Here is a 26,993-nt window from a genome sequence, read left to right on the forward strand (position 1 = left end):
TACCGTGATCGAGTCCCCTGACCATGAACACTGAATTTCGCAAGACGCTGCCCGGCAGCCAGCTGGACTACTTCGACGCCCGTGCGGCGGTCGATGCGCTTCAGCCAGGCGCTTACGACAGCCTGCCCTATACCTCCCGCGTGCTGGCGGAGAACCTGGTGCGTCGCTGTGATCCGGCGACCCTCGAGGCGTCCCTGGGCCAGTTGATCGAACGTCGTGACGACCTGGACTTTCCCTGGTTCCCAGCCCGCGTGGTGTGCCATGACATCCTTGGCCAGACTGCGTTGGTGGACCTGGCCGGCCTGCGCGACGCCATCGCCGACCAGGGCGGTGATCCGGCGCTGGTCAACCCGGTAGTGCCGACCCAGTTGATCGTCGACCACTCCCTGGCCGTGGAGTGCGGCGGCTTCGATCCGGACGCCTTCGACAAGAACCGGGCGATTGAAGACCGGCGCAACGAAGACCGTTTCCACTTCATCAACTGGACCAAAAAAGCCTTCAAGAACGTCGACGTGATCCCGCCGGGCAACGGCATCATGCACCAGATCAACCTGGAGAAAATGTCCCCGGTGATCCAGGTGCGCGACGGGGTGGCCTTCCCGGATACCTGCGTCGGCACCGACAGCCACACCCCGCACGTGGATGCCCTGGGTGTGATCGCCATCGGTGTGGGCGGCCTGGAAGCCGAGAACGTCATGCTCGGTCGCGCTTCGTGGATGCGCTTGCCGGAAATCATCGGTGTTGAGCTCACTGGCAAGTTGCAGCCCGGGATCACCGCCACCGACATGGTGCTGGCGCTGACCGAGTTCCTGCGCAAACAGAAAGTGGTGGGAGCCTGGCTGGAGTTCTTCGGCGCAGGCGCCGCGGCCCTGACCCTGGGCGACCGCGCCACCATCTCCAACATGGCCCCGGAATACGGTGCCACCGCGGCGATGTTCTACATCGACCAGCAGACCATCGATTACCTCAAGCTCACCGGTCGTGAAGACGAACAAGTGCGTCTGGTAGAGAGCTACGCCAAGCACACTGGCCTGTGGGCCGACAGCCTGAAGAGCGCGCGTTACGAGCGCGGCCTGCAGTTCGACCTGTCGTCGGTGGTGCGCAACATGGCCGGGCCGAGCAACCCCCACGCGCGGGTCGCCACCAGCGACCTGGCGGCCAAGGGCATCGCCGGGCATTGGTCCGAAGTGCCGGGGCAGATGCCCGACGGCGCGGTGATCATCGCCGCCATCACCAGTTGCACCAACACCAGCAACCCGCGCAACGTGATTGCTGCCGGCCTGCTGGCGCGCAATGCCAACAAGCTGGGGCTGACCCGCAAGCCGTGGGTCAAATCGTCCCTGGCTCCGGGTTCGAAAACCGTGGCCATGTACCTGGAAGAGGCCGGCCTGGGCCATGAGCTGGAGCAACTGGGCTTTGGCGTGGTGGCTTTTGCCTGCACCACTTGCAACGGCATGTCCGGCGCCCTGGACCCGGTGATCCAGAAAGAGATCATCGATCGCGACCTGTACGCCACCGCCGTGCTCTCGGGCAACCGCAACTTCGACGGGCGTATCCACCCCTATGCCAAGCAGGCGTTCCTGGCTTCGCCGCCGCTGGTGGTGGCCTACGCGATTGCCGGCACCATCCGCTTCGATATCGAGAAGGACGTGCTGGGCCTGGACGCCAACGGCCGGGAAATCCGCCTCAAGGACATCTGGCCGAGCGACGAAGAAATCGACGCCGTGGTCAAGGCCGCGGTGAAGCCGGAGCAGTTCCGCAAGGTCTACATTCCGATGTTCGCCATCCACGAGGACACCGGTCCGAAAGTCGAGCCGCTGTACGACTGGCGTCCGCAGAGCACTTACATCCGCCGTCCGCCTTACTGGGAAGGGGCCCTGGCCGGGGAGCGTAGCCTCAAGGGCATGCGCCCGCTGGCGGTGCTGCCGGATAACATCACCACCGACCACCTGTCGCCGTCCAACGCCATCATGCTCGACAGTGCGGCCGGTGAGTACCTGGCGAAAATGGGCCTGCCGGAAGAGGACTTCAACTCCTACGCGACCCACCGTGGCGACCACCTGACCGCTCAGCGCGCGACCTTTGCCAACCCGAAACTGTTCAACGAAATGGTCGAGGAAAACGGCAAGGTCAAGCAGGGTTCCCTGGCGCGCATCGAGCCGGAAGGCAAAGTGACGCGGATGTGGGAAGCCATCGAAACCTACATGCAGCGCAAGCAGCCGCTGATCATCATTGCCGGCGCCGACTATGGCCAGGGCTCGTCCCGCGACTGGGCGGCCAAGGGCGTGCGCCTGGCGGGTGTGGAGGCGATCGTCGCCGAAGGCTTCGAGCGCATCCACCGCACCAACCTGGTGGGCATGGGCGTGCTGCCCCTGGAGTTCCTGGCGGGCACCGACCGCAAGACCCTGGGCATCGACGGCACCGAAACCTACGACGTGATCGGCGAACGCACACCACGAGCGCAGTTGACCCTGGTGATCAACCGCCGCAACGGCGAGCGGTTGGAGGTGCCGGTAACCTGCCGCCTCGACACCGCCGAAGAGGTGTCGATCTACGAGGCGGGCGGGGTGCTGCAACGCTTCGCCCAGGACTTCCTGGAATCGGCAGTCGCCAGCTAAATGACGTACCGGGGGCGGGCCGCAAGGCGCCGCCCCCGGTCTTTATCAGGACCAGAAATCCATGGCATTTGTAGCGCAAATCAAGATTCCGGCCACCTACATGCGTGGCGGCACCAGCAAGGGTGTGTTCTTCAACCTCAAGGACCTGCCCGAGGCCGCGCAGTTGCCGGGCGCGGCCCGCGATGCCCTGCTGCTGCGGGTGATCGGCAGCCCCGATCCCTATGACAAGCAGATCGACGGCATGGGCGGTGCCACCTCCAGCACCAGCAAGACGGTGATTCTGTCCAAGAGCATCAAGGCCGATCACGACGTCGATTACCTGTTCGGCCAGGTGGCCATCGACAAGGCCTTCGTCGACTGGAGCGGCAACTGCGGCAACCTCTCGGCGGCGGTGGGCTCCTTCGCCATCAGCAGCGGCCTGGTGGACCCGGCGCGCATTCCGCAGAACGGCGTGGCGGTGGTGCGTATCTGGCAGGCCAATATCGGCAAGAGCATCATCGCCCACGTGCCGATCACCAACGGCGAGGTTCAGGAAACCGGTGATTTCGAGCTCGACGGCGTGACCTTCCCGGCGGCCGAAGTGCAGTTGGAATTCCTCGATCCGGCGGCCGAGGAAGAGGGCGCCGGTGGTTCGATGTTCCCCACCGGCAACCTGGTGGACGACTTGGAAGTCCCCGGTGTCGGCACCTTCAAGGCGACTTTGATCAATGCCGGGATTCCGACGATCTTCGTCAACGCGGCGGACATCGGTTATCGCGGCACCGAGCTGCAGGGCGACATCAATGGCGACCCCAAGGCCCTGGCGATGTTCGAGACCATCCGCGCCCACGGCGCCCTGCGCATGGGCCTGATTCAGCACCTGGACCAAGCCGCCCAGCGTCAGCACACGCCGAAAGTGGCCTTTGTGGCGCCGCCGGCGGATTACCAGGCTTCCAGCGGCAAGGCGATCAAGGCCGGTGACGTCGACCTGCTGGTGCGGGCCATGTCCATGGGCAAGCTGCATCACGCGATGATGGGCACCGCCGCGGTGGCCATCGGCACCGCCGCAGCGATTCCCGGGACCCTGGTCAATCTGGCGGCCGGTGGCGGCGCGCGCAGCGCGGTACGTTTTGGTCACCCTTCGGGCACCTTGCGCGTCGGCGCCGAAGCCACTCAAAGCGGCGGTGACTGGACGGTGGTCAAGGCCATCATGAGCCGCAGCGCCCGAGTACTGATGGAAGGCTGGGTGCGAGTGCCTGGCGACAGTTTCTAAGCAGAGCCACGCTGGCGTGGCGGTGGGGCTTGCTCCCTCGCCACCACCGCCAGTCGTGATGTTGTTATTGAATCGCTGAGCAGGCGCAGACCTGCGATGCCGTTATTGACCTGTACCTGAGGAATCACCGCTACCCACAACCTTGCAACAGGAGTGAAGCACTCATGAGCGCCAACGTTGACCTGAACAACCGTCCCGATTACGACCCGGTTTTGCAGGACATTGCCGACTATGTCCTGAACTACGTCATCGACTCCCGGGAAGCCCTCGATACCGCCCGCAATTGCCTGATGGATACCTTGGGCTGCGGCTTGCTGGCCCTGCGTTTCCCTGAATGCACCAAGCACCTGGGACCGATCGTCGAAGGCACGGTGGTGCCCTTCGGTGCCCGGGTTCCCGGCACCAGCTATCGCCTGGACCCGGTGAAGGCGGCCTGGGACATCGGCTGCATCGTGCGTTGGCTGGATTACAACGACACCTGGCTCGCGGCCGAATGGGGGCATCCCTCGGACAACCTCGGCGGCATTCTCGCGGTGGCCGACCATCTCTCGCAAAAGCGTGTGGCCAATGGTGAAGCGCCGTTGACCATGGGCGATGTGTTGCGATCGATGGTCATGGCCCATGAGATCCAGGGAGTGATGGCCCTGGAAAACTCCTTCAACCGGGTCGGTCTCGATCATGTGCTGTTGGTAAAGGTCGCCTCCACAGCGGTCTGCGCCAAGCTGATGGGTGCCAACCGCGAGCAGTTGCTGGCGGCGCTGTCCCATGCCTTTGTCGACGGCCAGGCGCTGCGGACCTATCGTCATGCCCCCAATGCCGGTTCGCGCAAATCCTGGGCGGCGGGCGATGCTTCAAGCCGTGGGGTGCGTCTGGCGGACATCGCCCTGCGTGGCGAGATGGGGATTCCCGGTGTCCTGACGGCGCCGCAATGGGGCTTCTATGACGTGCTGTTCAGTCACACCAACAAGGACCTGGCGTTGAAGCCCGAGGCGCAGCGCTGTTTCAGCCTGCCGCAGAAGTACACCAGTTACGTGATGGAAAACGTCCTGTTCAAGATCAGCTTCCCAGCGGAGTTCCACGCGCAGACCGCCTGTGAAGCGGCGGTGACTTTGCATCCCCTGGTGCGCAATCGCTTGCCCGAGATCGACCGGATCGTCATCACCACCCATGAATCGGCGATCCGCATCATTTCCAAGGTCGGCCCCTTGGCCAATGCCGCCGATCGTGATCATTGCCTGCAATACATGACCGCTGTGCCCCTGGCGTTCGGCACCTTGGTGGCCGAGCACTATGAAGATGATTTCCACGCAGCGCATCCGATCATCGATCAGTTGCGGGGCAAGATGGAGATCGTCGAAGACCCGCGTTACACCCGTGAATACCTGGAGGCCGACAAGCGCTCCATCGCCAATGCCGTGCAGGTGTTCTTCAAGGACGGCTCCAGTACCGAGCAGGTGGCGGTGGAATATCCCATCGGTCACCGTCGTCGCCGCGCCGAAGGCATTCCATTGCTGGAGGACAAGTTCAAGGCCAATCTGGCCACGCGCTTCACCGCCCAGCGTTCGACGCAGATTTTCCAACTGTGCAAGGACCCGGCGCGCCTGGAGGCGACACCGGTGCATAGGTTCGTCGATTTGCTGGTGATCTGAGGCAACCTTCTCCCTTTGTAGGGACGAGTTTGCTCGCGATGAATGTCAGTGATGACACCGGTTCGCCGGGCGAACCCGGCGTTCCGATGGGGTTGGTGAGCAAACTCGCCGCTACTGAGTTCCTTTAGTCTTGGGCAGGTGTTCTGGACAGCCATTTATCCAATGGCAATTTGGTGATGGCAAAGCCGCCGAGCAGGGTGGCGGAGTACAGCAGCAAGTCCCGGGACAGGCTCTGTCCTTCGTACCAGGCGCCGATGATCACCGCGAACACCGGGAAAATAATGAACACGAAGGACAGGATCACCGGGTTCAGTCGTTTGAGCAGGAAGAAGTAGACAATGAACCCGCCCACCGAAGCAGCCAGCCCCAGATACAGCAAGGCGCCCCAGGAACGCGGGCTGATGGCGGCAAAGTCCGGTTGCTCAATCCCCAGCCCCGCCAGGCACAGCAGCAAACCGGCGATGCCGATTGGCAAGGTGTTGTAGGTGATGACACTGATGGCGCTGCCGTGTTTCTTGGTGACCACGTAGCACAGTGCATGCAGCAGCGCCGCGCCGAGAATCGCCAGTACCCCCGACAGTTCGTTGTGATCGCTGAGCAGGCCCTGGCCGCGGATGATCTGGAACAGGCTGGCGAAGCCGACAGCGATGCCCAGCAGTTGTGCCAGATGAATCTTCTCGCGCAACAGCAAGGCGGAAAAAATCAGGATGAACACCGGCATGCAGCTGAACAGCAGCGCGGTCAGGCCCGAGGAGACGTGGACCTCGCCGTAGTTGAGCAAGGTGTAGGGCAGGCTGAAGTAGCACAAGGTGACGAACAGCAAGAAACCCCGGCTGCCTTTGGGAAACATCAGTGGTTCGCGGCGCAGCCAGGCAAAGCAGGCGAACAGCGGGAAGGCGATCAGAAAGCGCAGCCCGGCGGCGGTCAGCGGCGGCACGCTCTCCACGGCAATCTTGATGCCCAGCCAGGTGGTGCCCCAGCTCAGGCAGACAATCAGGAACAGGGTGCAGGTCACCAGCGTGGCGAGCCACTGGCGCGATGACACAGGCGTGGTAGGTGCTGCCGTGAGGGTGTTCACACTGACATTCCTTTCGTGATTGGCAATTGACCCCTATATTTGGCGAGTCATTTCCGGTGATTGAACCTGTAAAGCACGTTATTGGGGTAAATGATGGCTGTCAAAGTAAGTATTGACATGGTGTCAATGTTGCGTTCCGCGTTGCAGGAGGGCTCGGGGCCCAAGTACAAGCGGCTGGCAGAGGCCCTGGACCAGGGCATTGAGCAAAGCCTGCTGGCGCCCGGTAGCAAACTGTCTCCCCACCGGCTGCTGGCCGATCAACTGGGCGTGACCATCGGCACCATCAGCCGTGCCTATGCCGAGCTGGAGCGCCTGGGGCAGGTGGTGGCGCGGGTCGGTGATGGCACTTATGTGCGCCAGGACGGTTTGCAGCGTCAGCGTGATTCGGGGTTCCGCACTGTCGGAGACGAGTCGCCCGCGCTGTTCGACATGAGTCGCAATACCCATATCCCCGGTTCGGAGAGTCGTTACATCGCCCAGAGCCTGCGGGCGCTGGCGGAAGATCCCCAGGGGTTGCTGGAGGTGGCTCGCTACAGCCCGGAAGCCGGGCTGGCGCGCTATCGCGAGGCCGGCGCCCGCTGGCTGAGCCAAGAGGGATTGCAGGTTGATCCCCAGCAGGTCATTTGCGTCAACGGGGCGCAGCACGGCTTGCATGTCGCCTTGCTGGCGCTGCTCAAGGCCGGGGATACCCTGGCTACCGAACACCTGACCTATCCGGGTCTGATCAGCACTGCGCGGATGCTGGGGATCAAGTTGCTGGGGTTGCCCATGGATGAGCAGGGGCTGTTGCCCGAGGCGCTGGAGGAGGCGTGCCGGCATCACCGGCTGGCGGCCTTGTATTGCACGCCGACCTTGCAGAATCCCAGCACGGCGGTGCAGTCCCCGACGCGGCGGGAGGCCATTGCCGAGGTCTGTCGGCGACACAATCTGTTGATTCTTGAAGACGAAACCCATGCCGTGCTGATGGATCGGCGCCCGGCGCCGTTGGCGCATTTTGCCCCGGAGCGCACGGTGCTGATCAGCAGCCTGAGCAAGGCTGTGGCGGCTGGGTTGCGGGTCGGCTTCGTGCATGGGCCGCAGCCTCTGGTGGGACGATTGGCCGCAGCGCTGCGGGCAACCTGCTGGATGGCCACGCCGTTAGCCCTGGAGCTGGCTGCCGGGTGGATCGACGACGGCATTGCCGAACGCCTGCGTCAGCAGCAAATGGCCGAGATCACTCGTCGCAAGGGGCTGGTGGCGGGTTTGCTGCAAGGGTTGGAGTGGCGCAGTCCGCAGGCATGCCCGCATTTCTGGATTCAGGTTCCCGAGCCCTGGCGGGCCTCGGAGATCGAAGCGCATCTGAAGCAGCAGCACTATCTGGTGGCCACGGCCGAGGCCTTTGCCGTAGGCCAGGCAGGGGTGCCGCAGTTCATTCGTGCCAGTGTCTGCAATACCACTGCCGATGATCGGAAACTGACTGAGGGTTTTGCTGCGCTGGCTGCGGCGTTAAGCCAGGAGCCTGGATTGCCGGGGTGGTGAGACGCTGAAGGCGGTGTGGATGTGGCAAGGGCGCGTGCTTGCCACATCGGATCGGCTGAAGTGGCGTCGATGCTTACTTGAAGCGCCGTTCCACGCCTTTTTCCACGAGGATCTTGGCCGAGATCTCTTCCACCGAGAAATGCGTGGAGTTGATGTGGGGAATGTTTTCGCGGCGGAACAGGTTTTCCACCTCACGCACTTCGAACTCGCACTGGGCGTAGCTGGAATAGCGACTGTTGGGCTTACGCTCGTTGCGGATCGCGGTGAGGCGGTCCGGGTCGATGGTCAGGCCGAACAGCTTGTGCTTGTGGGCGCGCAGGGCGTTGGGCAGTTGCAGGCGCTCCATGTCTTCTTCGGTCAGCGGGTAGTTGGCCGCACGGATGCCGAATTGCATGGCCATGTACAGGCAGGTCGGGGTCTTGCCACAGCGCGACACGCCCACCAGGATCAGGTCGGCCTTGTCGTAATAGTGAGTGCGGGCACCGTCGTCGTTGTCCAGGGCGAAGTTCACCGCCTCGATCCGCTCCATGTAGTTGGAGTTGTGGCCAATGGAATGGGACTTGCCGACGGAGTAGGAAGAGTGCTCGCTGAGCTCCTGTTCCAGGGGGGCGAGGAAGGTCGAGAAGATGTCGATCATGAAACCATTGGAGGTGGCGAGGATCTCACGAATGTCCTGATTGACGATGGTGTCGAAGATAATCGGCCGATAGCCGTCTTTTTCGGCGGCTATATTGATTTGTTGTACCATGGCCCGCGCTTTTTCCATGCTGTCGATATACGGCCGCGTGAATTTGCTGAAGGTAACGTTTTCGAACTGCGCCAACAGGCTCTGGCCGAGGGTTTCCGCTGTGATGCCGGTACCGTCGGAGATAAAGAAAGCAGATCGTTTCATTTGCGGCTTGGGCCTTAAGCTAGTGACGATTCTTGGATATGATAGGCGCGATTTGTCGGCCGGGAATGGCCCGCATTCTCACTTATTTTCCAGGTCCAGGCCATATAGCGGGCAAACGCTCCAAAGAGCAGCCGGCTTCTGAGCTTTTCCAACACAGTTAGTGGAGAGATCACCTTGGTAGAGTACGTAGTTTCCCTCGATAAGCTCGGCAAACACGATGTTGAGCATGTGGGGGGCAAGAACGCATCCCTGGGCGAGATGATCAGCAACCTCGCAGGTGCGGGCGTATCGGTCCCTGGTGGCTTCGCCACGACAGCTCAGGCTTATCGTGATTTTCTTGAGTTGAGCGGTCTGAACGACCAGATCCATGCCGCCCTCGATGCGCTGGATGTCGATGACGTCAACGCCCTGGCCAAGACCGGTGCGCAGATCCGTCAATGGATCATGGAAGCCGAGTTTCCCGAGCGCCTGAACACCGAAATCCGCACCGCTTTCGCCGCTTTGTCGGCGGGCAACCCGGACATCGCCGTAGCCGTACGTTCCTCGGCTACCGCTGAAGACTTGCCGGACGCCTCCTTCGCCGGCCAGCAGGAAACCTTCCTCAACATCCGTGGCGTGGATAACGTGATTCGCGCGGCCAAGGAAGTGTTTGCTTCTCTGTTCAACGATCGCGCCATTTCTTACCGCGTGCACCAGGGTTTCGACCACAAGCTGGTGGCCTTGTCTGCGGGTGTGCAGCGCATGGTCCGTTCGGAAACCGGCACTGCCGGCGTGATGTTCACCCTCGACACCGAGTCAGGCTTCCGTGACGTGGTATTCATCACCGGCGCCTACGGCCTGGGTGAAACCGTGGTTCAGGGTGCGGTCAATCCGGACGAGTTCTACGTCCACAAGAACACCCTCGAAGCCGGTCGCCCGGCCATTCTGCGCCGCAACCTGGGCAGCAAGGCGATCAAGATGATTTACGGCGATGAAGCCAAGGCCGGGCGTTCGGTGAAGACCGTCGACGTGGACGCGGCCGATCGCGCGCGTTTCTGCCTGACCGATGCGGAAGTCAGCGAGCTGGCCAAGCAGGCGATGATCATCGAGAAGCACTACCAGTGTCCGATGGACATCGAATGGGCCAAGGACGGCGACGACGGCAAGCTGTACATCGTCCAGGCCCGTCCGGAAACCGTGAAGAGCCGCACCCAGGCCAATGTCATGGAGCGCTACCTGCTCAAGGAAACCGGCACCGTGCTGGTGGAAGGCCGTGCCATTGGCCAGCGCATCGGCGCCGGCAAGGTGCGGATCATCAAGGACGTTTCCGAGATGGACAAGGTCCAGCCAGGTGACGTGCTGGTCTCCGACATGACCGACCCGGACTGGGAACCGGTGATGAAGCGCGCCAGCGCCATTGTCACCAACCGTGGCGGCCGTACCTGCCACGCGGCAATCATCGCTCGCGAGCTGGGTATTCCTGCGGTGGTCGGTTGCGGCAACGCCACCGAGCTGCTGAAAGATGGCCAGGGCGTGACCGTTTCCTGCGCCGAGGGCGACACCGGTTTCATCTTTGAAGGCGAACTGGGCTTCGACATCAAGAAGAACTCGGTGGATGCCATGCCGGAGCTGCCGTTCAAGATCATGATGAACGTCGGTAACCCGGATCGCGCCTTCGACTTCGCCCAACTGCCCAATGCCGGCGTGGGCCTGGCTCGCCTGGAATTCATCATCAACCGCATGATCGGCGTGCACCCCAAGGCGCTGTTGAATTACGCCGGGCTGCCGCAGGAGATCAAGGACAGCGTCGACAAGCGCATCGCCGGTTACCACGATCCGGTGGACTTCTATGTCGACAAGCTGGTCGAGGGCATCAGCACCCTGGCGGCAGCGTTCACGCCGAAGAAGGTCATCGTGCGTCTGTCGGACTTCAAGTCCAACGAGTACGCGAACCTGATCGGCGGCAAGCTCTACGAGCCGGAAGAAGAAAACCCGATGCTGGGCTTCCGCGGTGCTTCGCGTTACATCAGCGAATCCTTCCGTGACTGCTTCGAGCTCGAGTGTCGCGCGCTGAAACGCGTGCGCAACGAGATGGGCCTGACCAACGTCGAAATCATGGTGCCGTTCGTGCGTACCTTGGGCGAAGCCAGCCAAGTGGTTGATCTGCTGGCTGAAAACGGCCTCAAGCGTGGCGAAAACGGCCTGCGCGTGATCATGATGTGCGAACTGCCGTCCAACGCCATCCTGGCTGACGAGTTCCTCGAGTACTTCGATGGCTTCTCCATCGGTTCCAACGACCTGACCCAGCTGACCCTGGGCCTGGACCGCGACTCCGGGATCATCGCCCACCTGTTCGACGAGCGTAATCCTGCGGTCAAGAAACTGCTGGCCAATGCCATTGCCGCCTGTAACAAGGCTGGCAAGTACATCGGCATTTGCGGCCAGGGGCCTTCGGACCATCCGGATCTGGCCAAGTGGCTGATGGAGCAGGGCATTGAAAGCGTTTCGTTGAACCCGGACTCGGTGCTGGAAACCTGGTTCTTCCTGGCTGAAGGCCAGGGCGCGGCGTAATCGGTGAACGAAGAGTCGGTCGCTCGTGAGGCTGGCCGGCTCTTGAAGATTCAAGCAGGGCGTGCTTCTTCTGGATGCCGCCCTTTTTTGTGCAAGAAGAATATGCAAAGCAGCAGCAATCTATTTCCCGTCGCCTTGATCAGTGCCGAGCGTCGAGGCGACCTCAGCGAAGATGTCTATCGCTTGAAACCCGGCAACAGTCCGGACAGCTCCGTAGAGCTGGCGGTGACCCGCCTGGGGCTGGCCGATGAGCCCGAGGCCCGGGGTGTGCCTGTGGTCTTGCTTCACGGCAGTTTTTCCAACCGGCGTTTCTGGTACTCGCCCAAGGGCATTGGCCTCGGGGCCTATCTGGCCCGAGCGGGCTTTGATGTGTGGATTCCCGAGATGCGCGGTCACGGTCTGTCGCGACGCAATGCCGATTACCGCAAGAATCGGGTGGCTGACTACGCGCGTTACGATCTGCCGGCGATTGCTGCCTTCGTTCGTGAGCAAAGTGCGCAAATACCGCATTGGATTGGCCATTCCCTGGGGGGTACCACCCTGGCGGCGGCTTTGGGTGGGCAGTATCTGGGGGATGCGGGGGTGGCTTCGGCGGCGTTTTTCGGCACCCAGGTCAGTCGCACCTACTGGCCGCTGAAAATTCCTATGGTGGAGTGGGGCGGGCGCCTGGTCATCAAGCGTTTTGCCCAACTCTCCGGTTCCCGGCTCAAGCGCGGTCCGGAAGACGAGCCCATTGGCCTGGCTTTGGAAAGCATGCGCTGGCATGGCCTGTTCGGTCGTTTTGGCGATGCTGATAAGGATTGGTGGGCAGGGCTAGCGGAGGTTTCAGTGCCGGTGCTGGCGGTCAGCGCAACTGGGGATCATCAGGACCCGACCTGGGCCTGTCGCAAGTTGTTCGATCAGTTGGCCAGCGAGCAGAAACAATTTGTCTGCCTGGGGCGTGAGCTAGGGTTCAGTAGCAATTTCGGTCATGTCGAGATGTTGGTGAGCAAGCCGGCGCAGACTGAGGTCTGGCCGTTAGTGGAGCGCTGGCTCAAGGATCAGCACACGCCGTTGCTGGTTTCAGCGCCCGAGCAGGTGGCTGCGGTCTGATGCGAGGGCTCTGAGAAGGGCATTTCGCTCGATAACGCTTGCGGCTAAGATATGACGCATTGTGCTGTTTTGGTCACATTCAGTTATTGGGTCGACTTTCCGTTCCAGTGAGGCGGCTGCAAAATACGCGACAGGCCGATCAGCTTCTCAGGCACTGTGGGTTAAACATCTGCCGCTTGAGCTCGTATTTCCAAGGCAGCCCCTGGAATTTGCCGATACCTTCGATCGTGTTCTTTCTGCTACAGGAGTTTCTCGATGAACCATTACCTCACTCCCGACCTGTGCGACGCCTACCCGGACCTGGTACAGGTGGTTGAGCCCATGTTCAGCAACTTTGGTGGTCGCGATTCCTTTGGTGGGGAAATCGTCACCATCAAGTGCTTCGAAGACAATTCGCTGGTCAAGGAGCAAGTCGAACTCAAGGGGCACGGCAAGGTACTGGTGGTTGATGGCGGTGGTTCCCTGCGTCGCGCGCTGCTGGGCGACCTGCTGGCCGAGAAGGCGGCGAAAAATGGCTGGGAAGGTCTGGTGATCTACGGTTGCATCCGCGATGTGGATGTCATCGCGCAGACTGACCTCGGTGTCCAGGCCCTGGCCAGCCACCCGATGAAGACCGACAAGCGTGGCATTGGTGATCTCAATGTGGCAGTGACCTTTGCCGGTGTGACTTTCCGTCCGGGCCAGTATGTCTACGCCGATAACAACGGCGTGATCGTGTCGCCGAGCCCGCTGAAAATGCCTGAATAAGTAGTTGGCCTGACAAGGGATGAGGATGTTCGAGGAAGAAAACGCGCAATGGGGGCTGGTGCATGCCCTGGTGCTGGATGGTGAAGGTGGTGCGCGTTCGATAGCCCGGACTGAGCTTGACGATCTGCAGCTACAGGCCCATGAAAGCCTGTGGCTGCATTGGGATCGCAGTCATCCGCAAACCCAGACCTGGTTGCGCCGCTCCAGCGGCTTGAGCGAATTCAGCTGTGATCTGCTGCTGGAGGAAAATACCCGGCCGCGCTTGCTGGCCTTGCCGGAGTCGGAACTGCTGCTGTTTCTGCGGGGCATCAATCTCAATCCGGGAGCCGAGCCTGAAGACATGGTCTCGGTGCGCATCTTTGCGTCCGCGCAGCGGGTGATTTCTCTGCGTTTGCGGCCTTTGCGGGCCACCGATGAGCTGTTGGTGCAACTGGCCGAGGGCAAGGGGCCGAAAACCGCCGCCGAGCTCCTCCTCTATATGGCCGAATACCTGACCCATAAAGTGCAGGATCTGGTCAGCGATCTCTCTGAAGTGGTCGATGCTGAGGAAGAAAAGCTAGATGCCGACGAACGGTATACCCCGGAGCATGGGAGTATTTTGCAGATCCGTCGCCGGGCTGCCGGACTGAAGCGTTTCCTGGCACCGCAGCGGGATATTTTCTCCCAACTGAGTCGGATAAAACTGCCCTGGTTCGCCGTCGATGATGGTGATTATTGGAATGAACTGCACAACAGCCTTACCCGTTACCTGGAAGAGCTGGAATTGACTCGAGAGCGCGTGGGGCTTGTGCTGGAGGCCGAAGACCGGCGCTTGAGCGTACGCATGAATCGAACCATGTATCGCTTCGGGATCATCACCGGGATCTTCCTGCCCATGAGTTTTCTCACCGGTCTTCTGGGGATCAACGTCGGCGGCATTCCGTTCTCCGCCAGCCCTTACGGATTCATCATTGCCTGCCTGCTGCTGGTGTCGGTGGCCCTGGGACAATGGTGGTTGTTTCGCCGTTTGCGCTGGGTGTGATGATGCGTCATGTGACCCGAATAAATCTGATCGCGTCTTTTCCAGACATCACCCGAGGTGCGTATGCACGATCCGTTTGAACAGTCTTTGCGTGACATGCTCAAAGCTTCGCCATCGAGCCGCGATGACGATGCCTGCCTGGGCCGCGTACTGAAAACCGCCAACCGCCAGGTTGGTGCGGGGGATCTGTTCAGCCTGCTGGGCCGCTGGCTGCCGGCGCTGATGATCGCCTTGAATAACGGATCGGCCCATATCGCGCCGGTTTCCCGTCGTAAATCTTCTGCTCGCACTGCTGATAAGGCTGATTGAATATGGAACTTGATCTCTGGACGCAGAGCCTCGTCACGGCGATGACTGCCTTGTGGACCAAGGTAGCGAACTTCATTCCGAACCTGTTCGGCGCGCTGGTGGTGCTGTTGCTGGGCTTCGTGGTGGCCAAGCTGCTGGATACCCTGTTGTCGAAATTGCTGGCCAAGCTGGGCCTGGATCGCCTGATGGGCGGTACCGGCTTGACCAAATTGCTGTCCCGCGCGGGCTTGCAAGTACCGATCTCGACCTTGATCGGCAAGATCGTCTATTGGTTCGTTCTGCTTATTTTTCTGGTTTCTGCTGCTGAATCCCTTGGCCTTGAGCGAGTTTCGGCTACGCTCGACATGCTTGCGCTGTATTTGCCGAAGGTTTTCGGTGCTGCGCTGGTGCTGTTGGTGGGGGTTCTGCTGGCACAATTGGCCAATGGTCTGGTGCGCGGAGCGGCGGAAGGTGTAGGCCTCGATTACGCCAGTGGCCTGGGACGGATTGCCCAGGGGCTGGTGATCATCATCAGTATTTCCGTTGCGATCAGTCAGTTGGAGGTCAAAACCGACCTGCTCAACCATGTGATCGTGATCGTATTGATTACCGTTGGTCTGGCCGTTGCGCTGGCGATGGGTTTGGGAAGCCGGGAAATTGCCGGACAGATTCTTGCGGGAATCTATGTGCGTGAGTTGTACCAGGTTGGGCAACAAGTACGTGTTGGTGAGGTCGAAGGCCAGATCGAAGAGATCGGCACGGTTAAAACTACATTGCTGACCGAGGAGGGTGAGCTAGTCTCTCTGTCCAATCGGATCCTGCTGGAGCAGCATGTAAGTAGCCGCTAACCCGGCAAACCCTGCTAATGTATGCCGCCGCAAAATGCCCTCATCGGGCTGCGGCGGACATTGACCTGACTGTCGGCACGACTCGTTTTGAATAAAACCCAATCGCTATCCACGCGCTATGACCCCCGTGAGCTCTCTGATGAGGAGTTGGTTGCGCGCTCACATACGGAGCTGTTTCACGTAACACGCGCCTATGAAGAGTTGATGCGACGCTATCAGCGGACCCTATTTAATGTTTGTGCGCGTTATCTAGGGAACGATCGTGATGCGGATGATGTCTGTCAGGAGGTGATGTTGAAGGTGCTGTATGGCCTTAAGAACTTTGAGGGCAAATCGAAGTTCAAGACATGGCTATATAGCATCACGTACAACGAATGCATCACGCAGTATCGCAAGGAGCGGCGCAAGCGTCGGTTGATGGACGCTTTAAGTCTTGACCCCCTCGAGGAGGCCTCTGAAGAGAAGGCGCCGAAACCTGAGGAGAAGGGCGGACTTGACCGATGGCTAGTGCATGTGAACCCGATTGATCGAGAAATTCTGGTGCTACGATTTGTCGCAGAACTGGAGTTTCAGGAGATCGCGGACATCATGCACATGGGGTTGAGTGCTACAAAAATGCGTTACAAACGTGCTCTTGATAAATTGCGTGAGAAATTTGCAGGCATTGCTGAAACTTAGTTCGGCGCAAATATCTCTTACGTCTAGGTGAGTTCTGATAGACTTACCGCCGAGTTGTCCCCCGGTATGTGGGACTGCTTTACAATCACCAGATGGGGATTTAACGGATGAAACTGAAAAACACCTTGGGCATTGCCATTGGTTCTATTGTTGCCGTGACTTCGTTCGGCGTTCTGGCGCAAGGCCAAGGCGCGGTCGAGGGTGAACTGTTTTACAAAAAACAGTACAACGACAGCGTTAATCACGTTGAAGACGGCTTCAACCCAGGCGCATCGATCGGTTACTTCCTGACCGACGATCTGTCGTTGAACGCCACCTACGACAAGACCAACCACACCCGTTCTAACGACGGTACTGGTAACCAGAAAATCAAAGGCGACAACTTCGGCCTGAACGCTCAGTACCACTTTGGTACCGTGGGTGACGCTCTGCGTCCATACGTTTCCGGCGGTGTTGCTCACAAGAGCATGACCAACGTGATCGCTGACGGTCACAGCGGCCGCGACCAGTCGACTTTCCTGACTGCAGGCGCTGGTGTTAAGTACTACTTCACCGACAACCTGTTCGCCCGTGCCGGCGTTGAAGCTGACTACAAGCTGGACAACGGCAAGTGGGACTACGCTCCTACTATCGGTCTGGGTGTGAACTTCGGTGGCAGCGGCGGCAAAGTTGCTCCAGCTCCAGTTGCTCCAGCTCCAGCTCCTGAGCCAGCTCCAGAAGCTCCAGTTGCTGAAGTTGTTCGTGTTGAGCTGGACGTTAAGTTCGACTTCGACAAGTCGGTCGTTAAGCCTAACAGCTACGCTGACATCAAGAACCTGGCTGATTTCATGAATCAGTACCCACAGACCACCACCGTTGTTGAAGGTCACACTGACTCCGTCGGTCCTGACGCTTACAACCAGAAGCTGTCTGAGCGTCGTGCAAACGCCGTTAAACAAGTTCTGGTCAACCAGTACGGCGTTGGCGCTAACCGCGTTCAATCCGTTGGTTACGGTGAGTCCCGCCCAGTTGCCGACAACGCAACTGAAGCTGGTCGCGCAGTTAACCGTCGCGTAGAAGCATCGGTTGAAGCTCAAGCTAAGTAATTAGCCTTGTAGCTTGGAAAAACCCGGCCTAGGCCGGGTTTTTCTTTGTCTGCGATTTACCTGGCCCAGAGGCGCGACTCAGGCTTGGCACGCAGAGGCTTGGACAGCGGACTCAGTGGCCGCTACTGCACCGATCACCAGGATCGCCGGGCTCTTCAACTCGAAGCGCAGGGCATCGCGCTCCATCCCCGCCAGATCGCTGCGGCATTCCCGCTGTTCAGGCAGCGAGGCATTTTCAATCATCGCCACCGGCGTATCGGCTGCCAGACCGCCGTCACGCAAGTGCCCGGCAATCTCCGCCAGCTTCGCCACCCCCATGTAGATCACCAGGGTCGTACCGCTTTGAGCCAGAGCCTGCCAGTTCAGGCTGCTGTCATCTTGAGTGTGGGCGGTCACCAGGGTCACGCCCCGAGCCACGCCTCGCAGGGTCAGGGGAATATCACAACGGGTTGCACCCGCCAGCCCGGCGGTGATGCCATTGACCAGCTCCACCTCGATCCCACGCTCCTTCAGCCACTGAGCTTCCTCGCCACCTCGCCCGAAAATGCATGGATCGCCACCCTTGAGGCGCACCACGCAGCGCCCTTGCCGGGCATAGCGCAGCATCAGGCGATGAATGAAGGCCTGGGGCGTGGAGCGACAGCCACCGCGCTTGCCCACCGGGATGACCCGCGCTGTGGGGCAATGGTCCAGCACCGCGCTGTTCACCAGATCATCGATCAACACCACATCGGCTTCGCCAAGGGCGCGTACGGCCTTGAGGGTCAACAGCTCGGGGTCTCCAGGCCCTGCACCTACCAGCCAGACTTTTGCGCTCATACGTTTTCCTCACACAGGGATGGCGGCGACAGGTTGCACCGGAGCCGCCAGCAGGCGCTTGATCTCCGGCACGCAGGAGCCACATTGGCTACCGCAACCCAGTTGTTGTTTCAGTTGGTCGAGATTCAGGCCTTCAGCGATACCGGCACAGACCGCCCGGTAGCTGACGTTCTTGCAGTTACACAGGGTCCGCTCCCGGTCCCCGCCCAGGCCGCTGGCCCCCGGCGGACTGCTCATCGGCGCCAGCAACCAGCGTCGTAGCTGCTCATCGGCGCGTCCCTCGAGCCACAGTTCGTGCAGCCAGTGCTGGGCCAGGGTTTCGCCGGCCAGGCGAATTGCGGTGATCCGCCCTTGTTCGATGCGCACCCGCTTGCCGATGGCCCGACGCGGATCGTCATAAGCCAGTACCGGCCCAGTTTCGAGCCCCAAGTGCTGATCGATGAGCTTGAGCAATGCCGGCTGCGGCGCCTCCTGGTGAGCGGCTCGAATCACCAGGGCCGGACGTTCGCGACCGGTCAGGCTCAGGCTGACATAGGCAAAGGCTTCGCACAGGGGGCGCAGAGCACTGAAGTGCGCCTGCACGTCGCCTTCGATCAGGGCAAACAATTGCCAAGGCAGTTGCACCGGCTCCAGGCGCACGCCGCTGTGTTTGAGTTCCGGTTGTTTGGACAGAGGGTCGAAGGCCGGCTGAGTGACGACATTGACCCCGCCCTTGAGGAAGCGATCCCCCCAGTGCATCGGCATAAAGGCCTGGCCGGGACGCACGCTGTCATCGCTGCTGACGGCGACGATCACACTGCCACGGCGACTTTTCAGGTTGACCAGATCTCCCTCCCTCAGCCGCTGGCGCCGCAGTTCGTCCGGATGCAGGCTCAGCAGTGCTTCGCTGACATGGCCGAACAGCTGCGCCGCGGTGCCGGTGCGGCTCATGCCGTGCCATTGGTCCCGCAGCCGACCGGTGATCAGGGTCAGGGGAAAGCGGGCATCGCGCTGTTCCTTGGCGGGCAGGTAAGGGGCGCAGACAAAGTGCGCACGGCCAGTGGCGGTGGGAAAACGCCCATCCTCATACAAGCGCGGTGTGCCCTGTGTCGCGCCGCTGGGGAAGGGCCACTGCTGTGGGCCGAGACGATCGATCAACTGGTGACTGAGGCCGGACAGGTCCAGATCGCGGTCCTGGGTCAGGCCTTTGTACTCATCGAACAGCTGGGCTGGGGAATCGAAGTCAAACAGGCTCGGCTGCCCGGGCCGCAGGCGTCGCTCCAGACGTTGGGCGAAATCCACGGTAATGGCCCAATCAGGCCGTGCCTCACCGGGTGCGATTACCGCCTGACGCACATGAGAAACCCGCCGTTCCGAGTTGGTCACCGTGCCTTCCTTCTCGCCCCAACTGGCGGCAGGTAGCAGCAGGTCGGCAAAGGCCGCGGTTTCCGTGGTGGCGAAGGCTTCTTGCAGGACCACGAACGGGCAGTGCTGCAGGGCCGCACGCACCGCGTTCTGGTCCGGCAGCGACTGCGCCGGGTTGGTACAGGCGATCCACAAGGCCTTGATGCGACCGCTTTGCAGCTGTTCAAACAATTCGATAGCGGTCAGTCCGGGGCTGGCTGGCAACTGCTCCACCCCCCAATAAGCGGCGACCTCCGCGCGATGTTGGGGATCGGCAGCTTCCCGGTGCCCGGGGAGCAGGTTGCTCAGACTGCCGGTTTCGCGCCCGCCCATGGCATTGGGCTGACCGGTGAGGGAGAAGGGCCCCGCACCCTTTCGGCCGATTTGCCCGGTGGCCAGGTGCAGATTGATCAGCGCACTGTTTTTTGCGCTGCCGGCGCTGGACTGATTCAAGCCCATGCACCACAACGACAGGAAACTGGGCGCCGTCCCTATCCATTGGGCGCACAGCTGCAGTTGCTCAAGACTGATACCGCAGAGTTGCGCCACCATCGCCGGGGTGTAGTCGCGGACCAGGAGCTTCAGCTCGGCCAGGCCCTCGGTGTGTTCGCGGATGAAGTCCCGATCGACCCAGTCCTCCCACAGCAACAGGTGGAGAATCCCGTGGAACAGTGCGACATCGGTGCCCGGCAGAATCGCCAGATGCAGGTCGGCCAGATCGCAGGTGTCGGTACGACGCGGGTCGATGACGATGAATTTCATGTCCGGACGCTGGCTTTTCGCGTGTTCCAGGCGCCGAAACAGCACGGGATGGGCGTAGGCCATGTTACTGCCGACGATCACCACGCAATCGCTGTGCTCCAGGTCCTCATAACTGCAAGGCGGCGCATCGGCCCCCAGGCTGCGTTTGTAGCCCACCACCGCCGACGACATGCACAGCCGTGAGTTGCTGTCGATATTGTTGGTGCCCACCAGGGCCCGGGCCAGCTTGTTGAAGGCGTAGTAGTCCTCGGTCAGCAGTTGCCCGGAGACATAGAACGCCACGCTGTCCGGGCCATGCTCGGCGATGGTCTGGGCGAACACCCCGGCGGCATGCTCCAGGGCGCTGTCCCAGTCGCAGCGGCTACGAGCCAGGTCCTTGCCCAGGCGCAGTTCCGGGTACAGGGCGCGAGCGTTGCGGTCGCCGGTCAAATGCAGGCTGGCGCCCTTGCTGCACAGCTTGCCGAAGTTGGCCGGGTGCGCCGGATCGCCGCTGACCCCGAGGATCTGCCGGCCGTCATGCTCGATCAGCACACCGCAGCCAACCCCGCAGTAGCAACAGGTCGAGGCCGTGCTCTGCGGCTTCATCAGCCGGCATCCCGCAGGGCCAACTGCACCCGGCCACTTGCCACCCGCGCCGGATGGTGATGGGCGCAGCCGGTGTCCGGGGCCTGGGCTTCGCCGGATTCCAGGTCGATCTGCCAGTTGTGCAGCGGGCAGGCCACGCGCTTGCCGTAGATCAATCCCTGGGACAGGGGGCCGCCCTTGTGCGGACAACGATCGTCGAGGGCGAAGACCTGATCGTCGCTGGTACGAAAAATCGCGATATCGCCCTTGGGGCCCTTGATGATGCGCGAGCCCAGGGCATTGATCTCTTCCAGGGCGCAGATATCCAGCCAGTTCATGCCGGCACCTCCAGTTGTTTCACGGGGATCGACTCGTACTCTTTTTTCAGCTGCGGCTCAGCCAGGCGCTGCTGCCACGGGTCTTGCTCGAAGGACAGGGAGAACTGCAGGCGCTCGTTCAGCGCCTTGCGCCGCTGCGGGTCTTCCAGCACGGCCTTTTTTACGTGCTCCAGGCCGACCCGTTGCAGGTAGTGCACCGTGCGTTCGAGGTAGAAGGCCTCTTCGCGGTACAGCTGGAGGAAGGCGCCGTTGTATTCGCGGACTTCTTCGGCGGTCTTGAGCTTGACGAAAAACTCCGCCACCTCGGTCTTGATCCCGCCGTTGCCGCCGATGTACATCTCCCAGCCCGAATCGACGCCGATGATGCCCACGTCCTTGATCCCGGCTTCCGAGCAGTTGCGCGGGCAACCGGAGACCGCCAGCTTGACCTTGTGCGGTGACCACATGTTGAACAGGTCGTGTTCCAGCTCGATTCCCAGCTGGGTGGAGTTCTGCGTGCCGAAGCGGCAGAACTCGCTGCCGACGCAGGTCTTCACCGTGCGGATGGATTTGCCGTAGGCGTGGCCGGAGGGCATGTCCAGGTCTTTCCAGACTCCGGGCAAGTCTTCCTTGCGGATGCCCAGCAGGTCGATGCGCTGGCCGCCGGTGACCTTGACCATGGGCACCTGGTACTTGTCGGCGACATCGGCGATACGTCGCAGCTCGGACGGATTGGTCACGCCGCCCCACATCCGCGGCACCACCGAGTAGGTCCCATCCTTCTGGATGTTGGCGTGGGCCCGTTCGTTGATCAGCCGCGATTGCGGATCGTCCCGGGCCTCCCCTGGCCAGGTGGAGATCAGGTAGTAGTTCAGCGCCGGGCGGCACGTGGCACAACCATTGGGGGTACGCCAGTTGAGGTAGCTCATGGTGCCGGCGATGGTCAGCAGATGCTGGTCGCGAATGGCCTGGCGGATCTGCCCGTGGTTCAGGTCGCTGCAGGCGCAGATGGCTTTTTCGCTTTTGGGCTTGACGTCCGCCGCGCCGCCCACGGTGTTGATCAGGATCTGCTCCACCAGGCCGGCGCAGGAACCGCAGGAGCTGGCGGCCTTGGTGTGCTTCTTGACCTCGTCGACGCTGAACAGCCCCTGTTCCTGGATGGCCTTGACGATGGTGCCCTTGCACACGCCGTTGCAGCCGCAGACTTCGGCGCTGTCGGCCATGCTCATGGCCTTGTCCTGGCCCTGGTGGCCGACATCCCCGAGGGCCTGCTCGCCGAACATCAGGTGATCGCGGATTTCGCCAATGCCGTGCTGTTCGCGGATCTGCCGGAAGTACCAGCCGCCGTCCGCCGTATCGCCGTACAGGCAGGCGCCCACCAGTATGTCGTCTTTGATCACCAGCTTCTTGTAGACCCCGCCAATGGGGTCAGAGAGGGTGATGGTCTCGGTGCCGTCGCCGCCCATGAAATCCCCGGCGGAAAACAGATCGATACCCGTGACCTTCAACTTGGTCGAGGTCACTGAGCCTTGGTAGCGGGCAAAGCCCAGTTGAGCCAGGTGGTTGGCGCAGACCTTGGCCTGTTCGAACAACGGCGCCACCAGGCCGTAGGCGATGCCACGGTGGCTGGCGCACTCACCGATGGCATAGATGCGCGGGTCGAAGGTTTGCAGGGTGTCGTTGACCAGAATCCCACGGTTGCAGGGCAGGCCGGCCCGTTCCGCCAGCTCGGTGTTGGGGCGGATGCCGGCGGCCATCACCACCAGATCGGCGGGGATGATCTCGCCATTCTTGAACTGCACCGAGCCGACCCGGCCATTGCCGGCATCGATCAGGGCCTGGGTCTGTTCACACAGGCGAAACTTCAGGCCACGGCTTTCCAGGGCGCCTTGCAGCAACTGGCCGCTGGTCTGGTCCAGTTGCCGTTCCAGCAGCCATTCGCCGATATGCACCACGGTCACGTCCATGCCCCGCAGCTTGAGGCCGTTGGCGGCTTCCAGGCCCAGCAGGCCGCCGCCGATCACCACCGCATGGGTGTGAGTCTTGGCCGTGTCGATCATCGCCTGGGTGTCGGCAATGTCGCGATAGCCGATCACCCCCTGCAGGTCCTTGCCGGGAATCGGCAGGATAAAGGGTGTGGAGCCGGTGGCGATCAGCAGGCGGTCGTACTCGGCTTCGCTGCCGTCCTCGGCGATCACTCGACGCTTGATCCGGTCGATTTCCACCACCTTGCGATTGAGCAGCAGCTTGATGTTGTGGTTCAGGTACCAGTCCAGGTCGTTGAGGACGATGTCCTCGAACGTCTGTTCTCCGGCCAGCACCGGCGAGAGCAGGATGCGGTTGTAGTTGGTGTGGGGTTCGGCACCGAACACGGTGATGTCGTACAGCTCGTCGCTCAGTTTGAGCAACTCTTCCAGGGTGCGGACCCCGGCCATGCCGTTGCCGATCATTACCAGTTTGAGTCTTTTCATGGGCTTCTCCGGAGCTCAGGCAGGTTCAGTGCGGCCTGGCTCGAAAAACTGCGCGCAAACAAAAAAGGCGTCCCGTCAGTGGCCTGACGAGGACGCCTTTGTCCGATCCCGTTCTCTCGGGAAGCCTGCCTTCGTCGTTGAAGGCCGGGCTTTATGTCTGTTGTCCGCTCTCATGCAGCGCTTGTGCCAAGTTGCCGAGGGCGCGGTTTTATGGGGCCTGGGTCAGGTTTCCGGGGATGTCGGGTGTGGCCGTTGCACCTGATTGAGGCGCTGCGCCCTGTTTCGGCGCTTGGGGGCTGTGGGGGGGGGGCGATGGGCGGTCTGGGGGGCGTCAAGCAAGGTCCTGCGGACCTTATCGCAGCCTCGACTATGGCTCGGCAGCGGCTACAGGCCCAAGGCAGCCGAGGGTTGTGTAGCCGCTGCCGCAGGCTGCGAACGGCCCGTAGGGACGCGGGGCGCTAACGATGCAGCAGTGCCAGCAGCAATATCAGGTTGAGCAGCAGGGCGAGCAGGGCGAGGCCGCGCCAGACCTTCAGCGGCTCCCGTTCCAGCAAGGGGCGTGGCCGCAGGCTCAGGCTGCGGCGTTCACCCTGTTCCAGCACCAACAGCCATTCTTCGGCGGTTTCATAGCGCTGGGCCGGGTCGGCACAGACCCCGCGTTCCAGGCTTTGCTCCAGCCATTGCGGCAGATCCGGGCGGTAGCGGCTGGGGGGAACAGCAGCGGTGAAGCGCGGGCGCTGGAAGGCTTCGATCTCGCCATGGGGGTAGTGCCCGGTCAGCAGGTAATACAGGCTGACACCCACCGCATAGAGATCCTGTTGCGGGCTGGGAGGTTCGCCGGCGAAGGCTTCCGGGGCGATATAGCTCGGGGTGCCGGGCAGCTGGTGCGCCAGGTCCGCCGACAAGCCCGGGCAGTAGGCCAGGCCGAAATCCAGAATCCGCAGTTCGCCGTCGTCCCCCAGCAACAGGTTGTCCGGCTTGATGTCGCGGTGCAGGATCTGCCGGCGGTGCAGCAGGCCAACGGCCCGCAGCAGGCGCTCGGCCAGGGACTGCCACTGGTCCAGGGGCAGGGGGCCGTTGTGGCGAAACAGCTGTTGCAGGGTGCGACCGGGGTATTCGCGCATCAGGTAATACAGATGCTGGCGCGCAGTGCCACCGTGCACCTGGGGAAAATACCGCCCGGCAACGCGGCGCAGCAGCCATTCCTCGGACAGCAGCCCCTGGCAGGCCGCCAGGTCGTTGTGCAGGGCCGCCGGCAGGGTTTTCAGCAGCCAGGCCTGGTGCTGTTCGTCACGCACGCGGTACAGCAGCGATTGCTGGCTCTGGCTGACCAGGCTCTCCAACTGCCAGCCTTCGAAGCGTTGCCCGGGTTTCAGCAACGGCGGCAGGGGCCATTGCCGCAGGTGCAGCAGCGCATCGCCGAGGCTGCTTTCGCCAAGCGCGTCGACCCGCACCAGCAGCGCGCTGGCGTTGTCCTGGCTGCCGGCCAGGTGCGCGGCGTTGACCAGGGTCTGTGTCGCGCTGTCCAGGTCGGGCTGGTCCCGCAGAATGGCGGCGATGGCGCTGTCGCCCAGGGTGGCCCAGACCCCGTCGCTGAGCATCAGGAAGCTTTCCCCCAGGCGCAGTTCGCCATCGAGGAAGTCCAGCACCAGATGCTGGTCCAGGCCCAGGGCGCGCTTGAGCACATGCTGCATGCCCGGCTGGTCCCAGACGTGGTCCTCGCTGATGCGTTGCAACTGCTGTTGGTGCCAACGGTAGACCCGGCAGTCGCCGACATGGGCCAGGGTAAAGCGCCGGCCCCGCAGTACCAGGGCGCTGAGAGTGGTGAGCAGGGGCTGGCCGCCGCCGTTGGCCTGGAGCCAGCGGTTCTGGGCGGTCAGCAGGCGTTCCAGGGCCTCGGCCACGGCCCAGGTTTCCGGGGTGGCGTAGTAATCCAGGGCCAGGGCCTGCAGGCTCGAACGCGCCGCCAGGCCGCCGTCGGCACACTGACTGACGCCGTCGGCGATGGCGAACAGCAGGCCCTTGCTCGCCGCCAGATCCGGCGCCGGGGTGACCCGGCGCAAGGCGTCCTGATTTTCCGTCCGCGGTCCGGTGGCGCTGGCCTCGGCATGGCTCAGTTGCAGGCCCATGGCGCGCTCAGACCCGTGCCGCAGTCACGGCGGCGGAGCCCCAGGTGGTTCTCCAGCGGCGCTTGACCCCGTGCAGGCCGAACCAGGCCAGGACCCCGAGACAGGCGAACAGCCACAGTGCCAGTTGATAGCTGCCGGTGCTCTGCTTGATCGCGCCCATGCCTGCCGCCAGGGCAAAACCGCCGATGCCTCCGGCCATGCCGATCAGCCCGGTCATGACCCCGATTTCCCGGCGAAAACGTTGCGGTACTAGCTGGAACACCGCGCCATTGCCGGCGCCGAGGCCCAGCATGGTGCAGACGAACAGGGCCAGGGCAGCGTAGGAACTGGGCAGGTTGAAACCCACGGCGGCGATGCAGACCACCGCCACGCTGTACATCGCCAGCAAAGTGCGGATACCGCCGAAACGGTCCGCCAGGGCGCCGCCCAGAGGGCGCATCAGGCTGCCGCCGAAGACACAGGCGGCGGTGTAGTAGCCAGCAGTCACCGGGCTCAGGCCGTACTGGTCATTGAAATAGCCGGGCAGGGCGCTGGCCAGGCCGATGAAACCGCCAAAGGTCACGCTGTAGAAGAACATGAACCACCAGCTGTCGCGGTCCCCCAGGGCCTTGAAGTAGTCGCCCATGGATTTGGCCCGCGGCCGCTCGGGGGCGTTCTTCGCCAGCCAGGCGAACAGCACCAGTGTCAGGAGCAGCGGGATCAGGGCGAAGCCGAAGACATTGCTCCAGCCGAAAGCCGCTGCCAGCACCGGAGCGAGCAGTGCGGCGAACACCGTGCCGGAGTTGCCGGCACCGGCGATGCCCATGGCCTTGCCCTGGTGTTGCGGCGGATACCATTGGGAGGCCAGGGGCAGGGCCACAGCGAAAGAGGCGCCGGCCATGCCGAGGAATACCCCCAGTAGCAAGGCTTGCTCATAGCTATGGATGCCTAGTTTCCAGGCGCCGAACAGAGCGCCGATGACAATCACCTGGCCGATCAGGCCGGCGGTCTTGGGCGACAGGCGATCGGCCAGCAGACCCATGATGAAGCGCAGCACTGCGCCGGCGAGGATCGGTGTGGCCACCATCAGCCCGCGTTGCTGGGGGCTCAGGTGCAGGTCGGCAGCAATCTGTACCGCCAGGGGGCCCAGCAGGTACCAGACCATGAAGCTCAGGTCGAAATACAGAAAGGCTGCGAACAGGGTCGGGGTGTGGCCGGATTTCCAGAAGCTTGAATTCATCGCGCACCTCAGC

Annotated in this window: 20 protein-coding genes; 12 read left to right on the top strand and 8 right to left on the bottom strand. The window is 62.1% G+C overall.

Annotated features, from left to right (window positions below; genetic code table 11):
- Window positions 1-23: 23 nt before the first annotated feature.
- The 3 genes from acnD (at window position 24) to prpD (ending at window position 5,519) form a co-directional block, all read left to right on the top strand.
- Window positions 24-2,618, top strand: a complete 2,595-nt coding sequence (gene acnD, locus LOY69_RS09345; RefSeq protein WP_265074411.1) for a Fe/S-dependent 2-methylisocitrate dehydratase AcnD — start codon at window positions 24-26, stop codon at window positions 2,616-2,618.
- A 61-nt stretch (window positions 2,619-2,679) separates the two neighbouring features.
- Window positions 2,680-3,870 (top strand): 2-methylaconitate cis-trans isomerase PrpF, encoded by a 1,191-nt coding sequence (gene prpF, locus LOY69_RS09350; RefSeq protein WP_123392274.1) that lies wholly within the window; start codon window positions 2,680-2,682, stop codon window positions 3,868-3,870.
- Between the two features lie 164 nt (window positions 3,871-4,034).
- Window positions 4,035-5,519 carry a 2-methylcitrate dehydratase gene (gene prpD / locus LOY69_RS09355; protein WP_265074412.1) on the top strand — a complete coding sequence of 495 codons (1,485 nt, stop codon included), beginning with the start codon at window positions 4,035-4,037 and terminating at the stop codon, window positions 5,517-5,519.
- Window positions 5,520-5,643: 124 nt separating this feature from the next.
- Here the strand turns inward: prpD and LOY69_RS09360 are convergent, their stop codons facing one another.
- Entirely contained in the window at window positions 5,644-6,597 is a 954-nt protein-coding gene (locus LOY69_RS09360) for a DMT family transporter (protein WP_170003335.1), read from the bottom strand.
- A 93-nt stretch (window positions 6,598-6,690) separates the two neighbouring features.
- Between LOY69_RS09360 and LOY69_RS09365 the strand changes: the two genes are divergently transcribed.
- Window positions 6,691-8,115 (top strand): PLP-dependent aminotransferase family protein, encoded by a 1,425-nt coding sequence (locus LOY69_RS09365; protein ID WP_110595251.1) that lies wholly within the window; start codon window positions 6,691-6,693, stop codon window positions 8,113-8,115.
- 73 nt (window positions 8,116-8,188) lie between these two features.
- On the opposite strand, the gene LOY69_RS09370 is transcribed toward LOY69_RS09365, so the two are convergent.
- The gene (locus tag LOY69_RS09370; RefSeq protein WP_102863851.1) at window positions 8,189-9,007 is read right to left on the bottom strand and encodes a pyruvate, water dikinase regulatory protein; all 819 of its coding nucleotides are present in this window, start codon (window positions 9,005-9,007) and stop codon (window positions 8,189-8,191) included.
- 174 nt (window positions 9,008-9,181) lie between these two features.
- Between LOY69_RS09370 and ppsA the strand changes: the two genes are divergently transcribed.
- The 8 genes from ppsA (at window position 9,182) to LOY69_RS09410 (ending at window position 17,316) form a co-directional block, all read left to right on the top strand.
- On the top strand, window positions 9,182-11,557 hold the full coding sequence (gene ppsA / locus LOY69_RS09375) for a phosphoenolpyruvate synthase (RefSeq protein WP_102878970.1): 2,376 nt from the start codon (window positions 9,182-9,184) through the stop codon (window positions 11,555-11,557).
- Between the two features lie 102 nt (window positions 11,558-11,659).
- Window positions 11,660-12,649 (top strand): alpha/beta fold hydrolase, encoded by a 990-nt coding sequence (locus LOY69_RS09380; RefSeq protein ID WP_102878971.1) that lies wholly within the window; start codon window positions 11,660-11,662, stop codon window positions 12,647-12,649.
- Between the two features lie 255 nt (window positions 12,650-12,904).
- The gene (rraA, locus tag LOY69_RS09385; protein WP_102863848.1) at window positions 12,905-13,396 is read left to right on the top strand and encodes a ribonuclease E activity regulator RraA; all 492 of its coding nucleotides are present in this window, start codon (window positions 12,905-12,907) and stop codon (window positions 13,394-13,396) included.
- Between the two features lie 25 nt (window positions 13,397-13,421).
- On the top strand, window positions 13,422-14,417 hold the full coding sequence (locus tag LOY69_RS09390; RefSeq protein WP_102863847.1) for a zinc transporter ZntB: 996 nt from the start codon (window positions 13,422-13,424) through the stop codon (window positions 14,415-14,417).
- 63 nt (window positions 14,418-14,480) lie between these two features.
- The gene (locus LOY69_RS09395) at window positions 14,481-14,726 is read left to right on the top strand and encodes a hypothetical protein (RefSeq protein ID WP_011060193.1); all 246 of its coding nucleotides are present in this window, start codon (window positions 14,481-14,483) and stop codon (window positions 14,724-14,726) included.
- 2 nt (window positions 14,727-14,728) lie between these two features.
- Complete coding sequence (locus LOY69_RS09400) at window positions 14,729-15,553, top strand: mechanosensitive ion channel family protein (protein ID WP_016964357.1); 825 nt, start codon at window positions 14,729-14,731, stop codon at window positions 15,551-15,553.
- Between the two features lie 87 nt (window positions 15,554-15,640).
- Entirely contained in the window at window positions 15,641-16,231 is a 591-nt protein-coding gene (sigX, locus tag LOY69_RS09405) for an RNA polymerase sigma factor SigX (protein WP_011060195.1), read from the top strand.
- 107 nt (window positions 16,232-16,338) lie between these two features.
- On the top strand, window positions 16,339-17,316 hold the full coding sequence (locus LOY69_RS09410; protein ID WP_025128772.1) for an OmpA family protein: 978 nt from the start codon (window positions 16,339-16,341) through the stop codon (window positions 17,314-17,316).
- A 78-nt stretch (window positions 17,317-17,394) separates the two neighbouring features.
- Here LOY69_RS09410 and cobA read toward each other — a convergent pair whose 3' ends face one another.
- From cobA to LOY69_RS09440, 6 genes are all read right to left on the bottom strand, one after another.
- Entirely contained in the window at window positions 17,395-18,135 is a 741-nt protein-coding gene (cobA, locus tag LOY69_RS09415; RefSeq protein ID WP_110595229.1) for a uroporphyrinogen-III C-methyltransferase, read from the bottom strand.
- Window positions 18,136-18,144: 9 nt separating this feature from the next.
- A complete protein-coding gene (locus tag LOY69_RS09420; protein ID WP_265074413.1) occupies window positions 18,145-20,865 on the bottom strand; it encodes a nitrate reductase in 2,721 nt (906 codons plus the stop codon).
- Window positions 20,865-21,182 (bottom strand): nitrite reductase small subunit NirD, encoded by a 318-nt coding sequence (gene nirD / locus LOY69_RS09425; RefSeq protein WP_102863844.1) that lies wholly within the window; start codon window positions 21,180-21,182, stop codon window positions 20,865-20,867. The genes LOY69_RS09420 and nirD overlap by 1 nt, the downstream gene beginning before the upstream one ends.
- Window positions 21,179-23,632 (bottom strand): nitrite reductase large subunit NirB, encoded by a 2,454-nt coding sequence (nirB, locus tag LOY69_RS09430; protein WP_265074414.1) that lies wholly within the window; start codon window positions 23,630-23,632, stop codon window positions 21,179-21,181. Before nirB ends, nirD begins: the two co-directional genes overlap by 4 nt.
- Window positions 23,633-24,090: 458 nt before the next feature.
- Window positions 24,091-25,761, bottom strand: coding sequence for a bifunctional protein-serine/threonine kinase/phosphatase (locus LOY69_RS09435; protein ID WP_265074415.1), 1,671 nt, complete (start codon window positions 25,759-25,761; stop codon window positions 24,091-24,093).
- Window positions 25,762-25,768: 7 nt separating this feature from the next.
- The gene (locus LOY69_RS09440; RefSeq protein WP_265074416.1) at window positions 25,769-26,980 is read right to left on the bottom strand and encodes a nitrate/nitrite transporter; all 1,212 of its coding nucleotides are present in this window, start codon (window positions 26,978-26,980) and stop codon (window positions 25,769-25,771) included.
- Window positions 26,981-26,993: the final 13 nt, after the last annotated feature.

The organism is Pseudomonas sp. B21-059 (assembly GCF_026016285.1).
Lineage (GTDB): Bacteria > Pseudomonadota > Gammaproteobacteria > Pseudomonadales > Pseudomonadaceae > Aquipseudomonas > Aquipseudomonas danubii.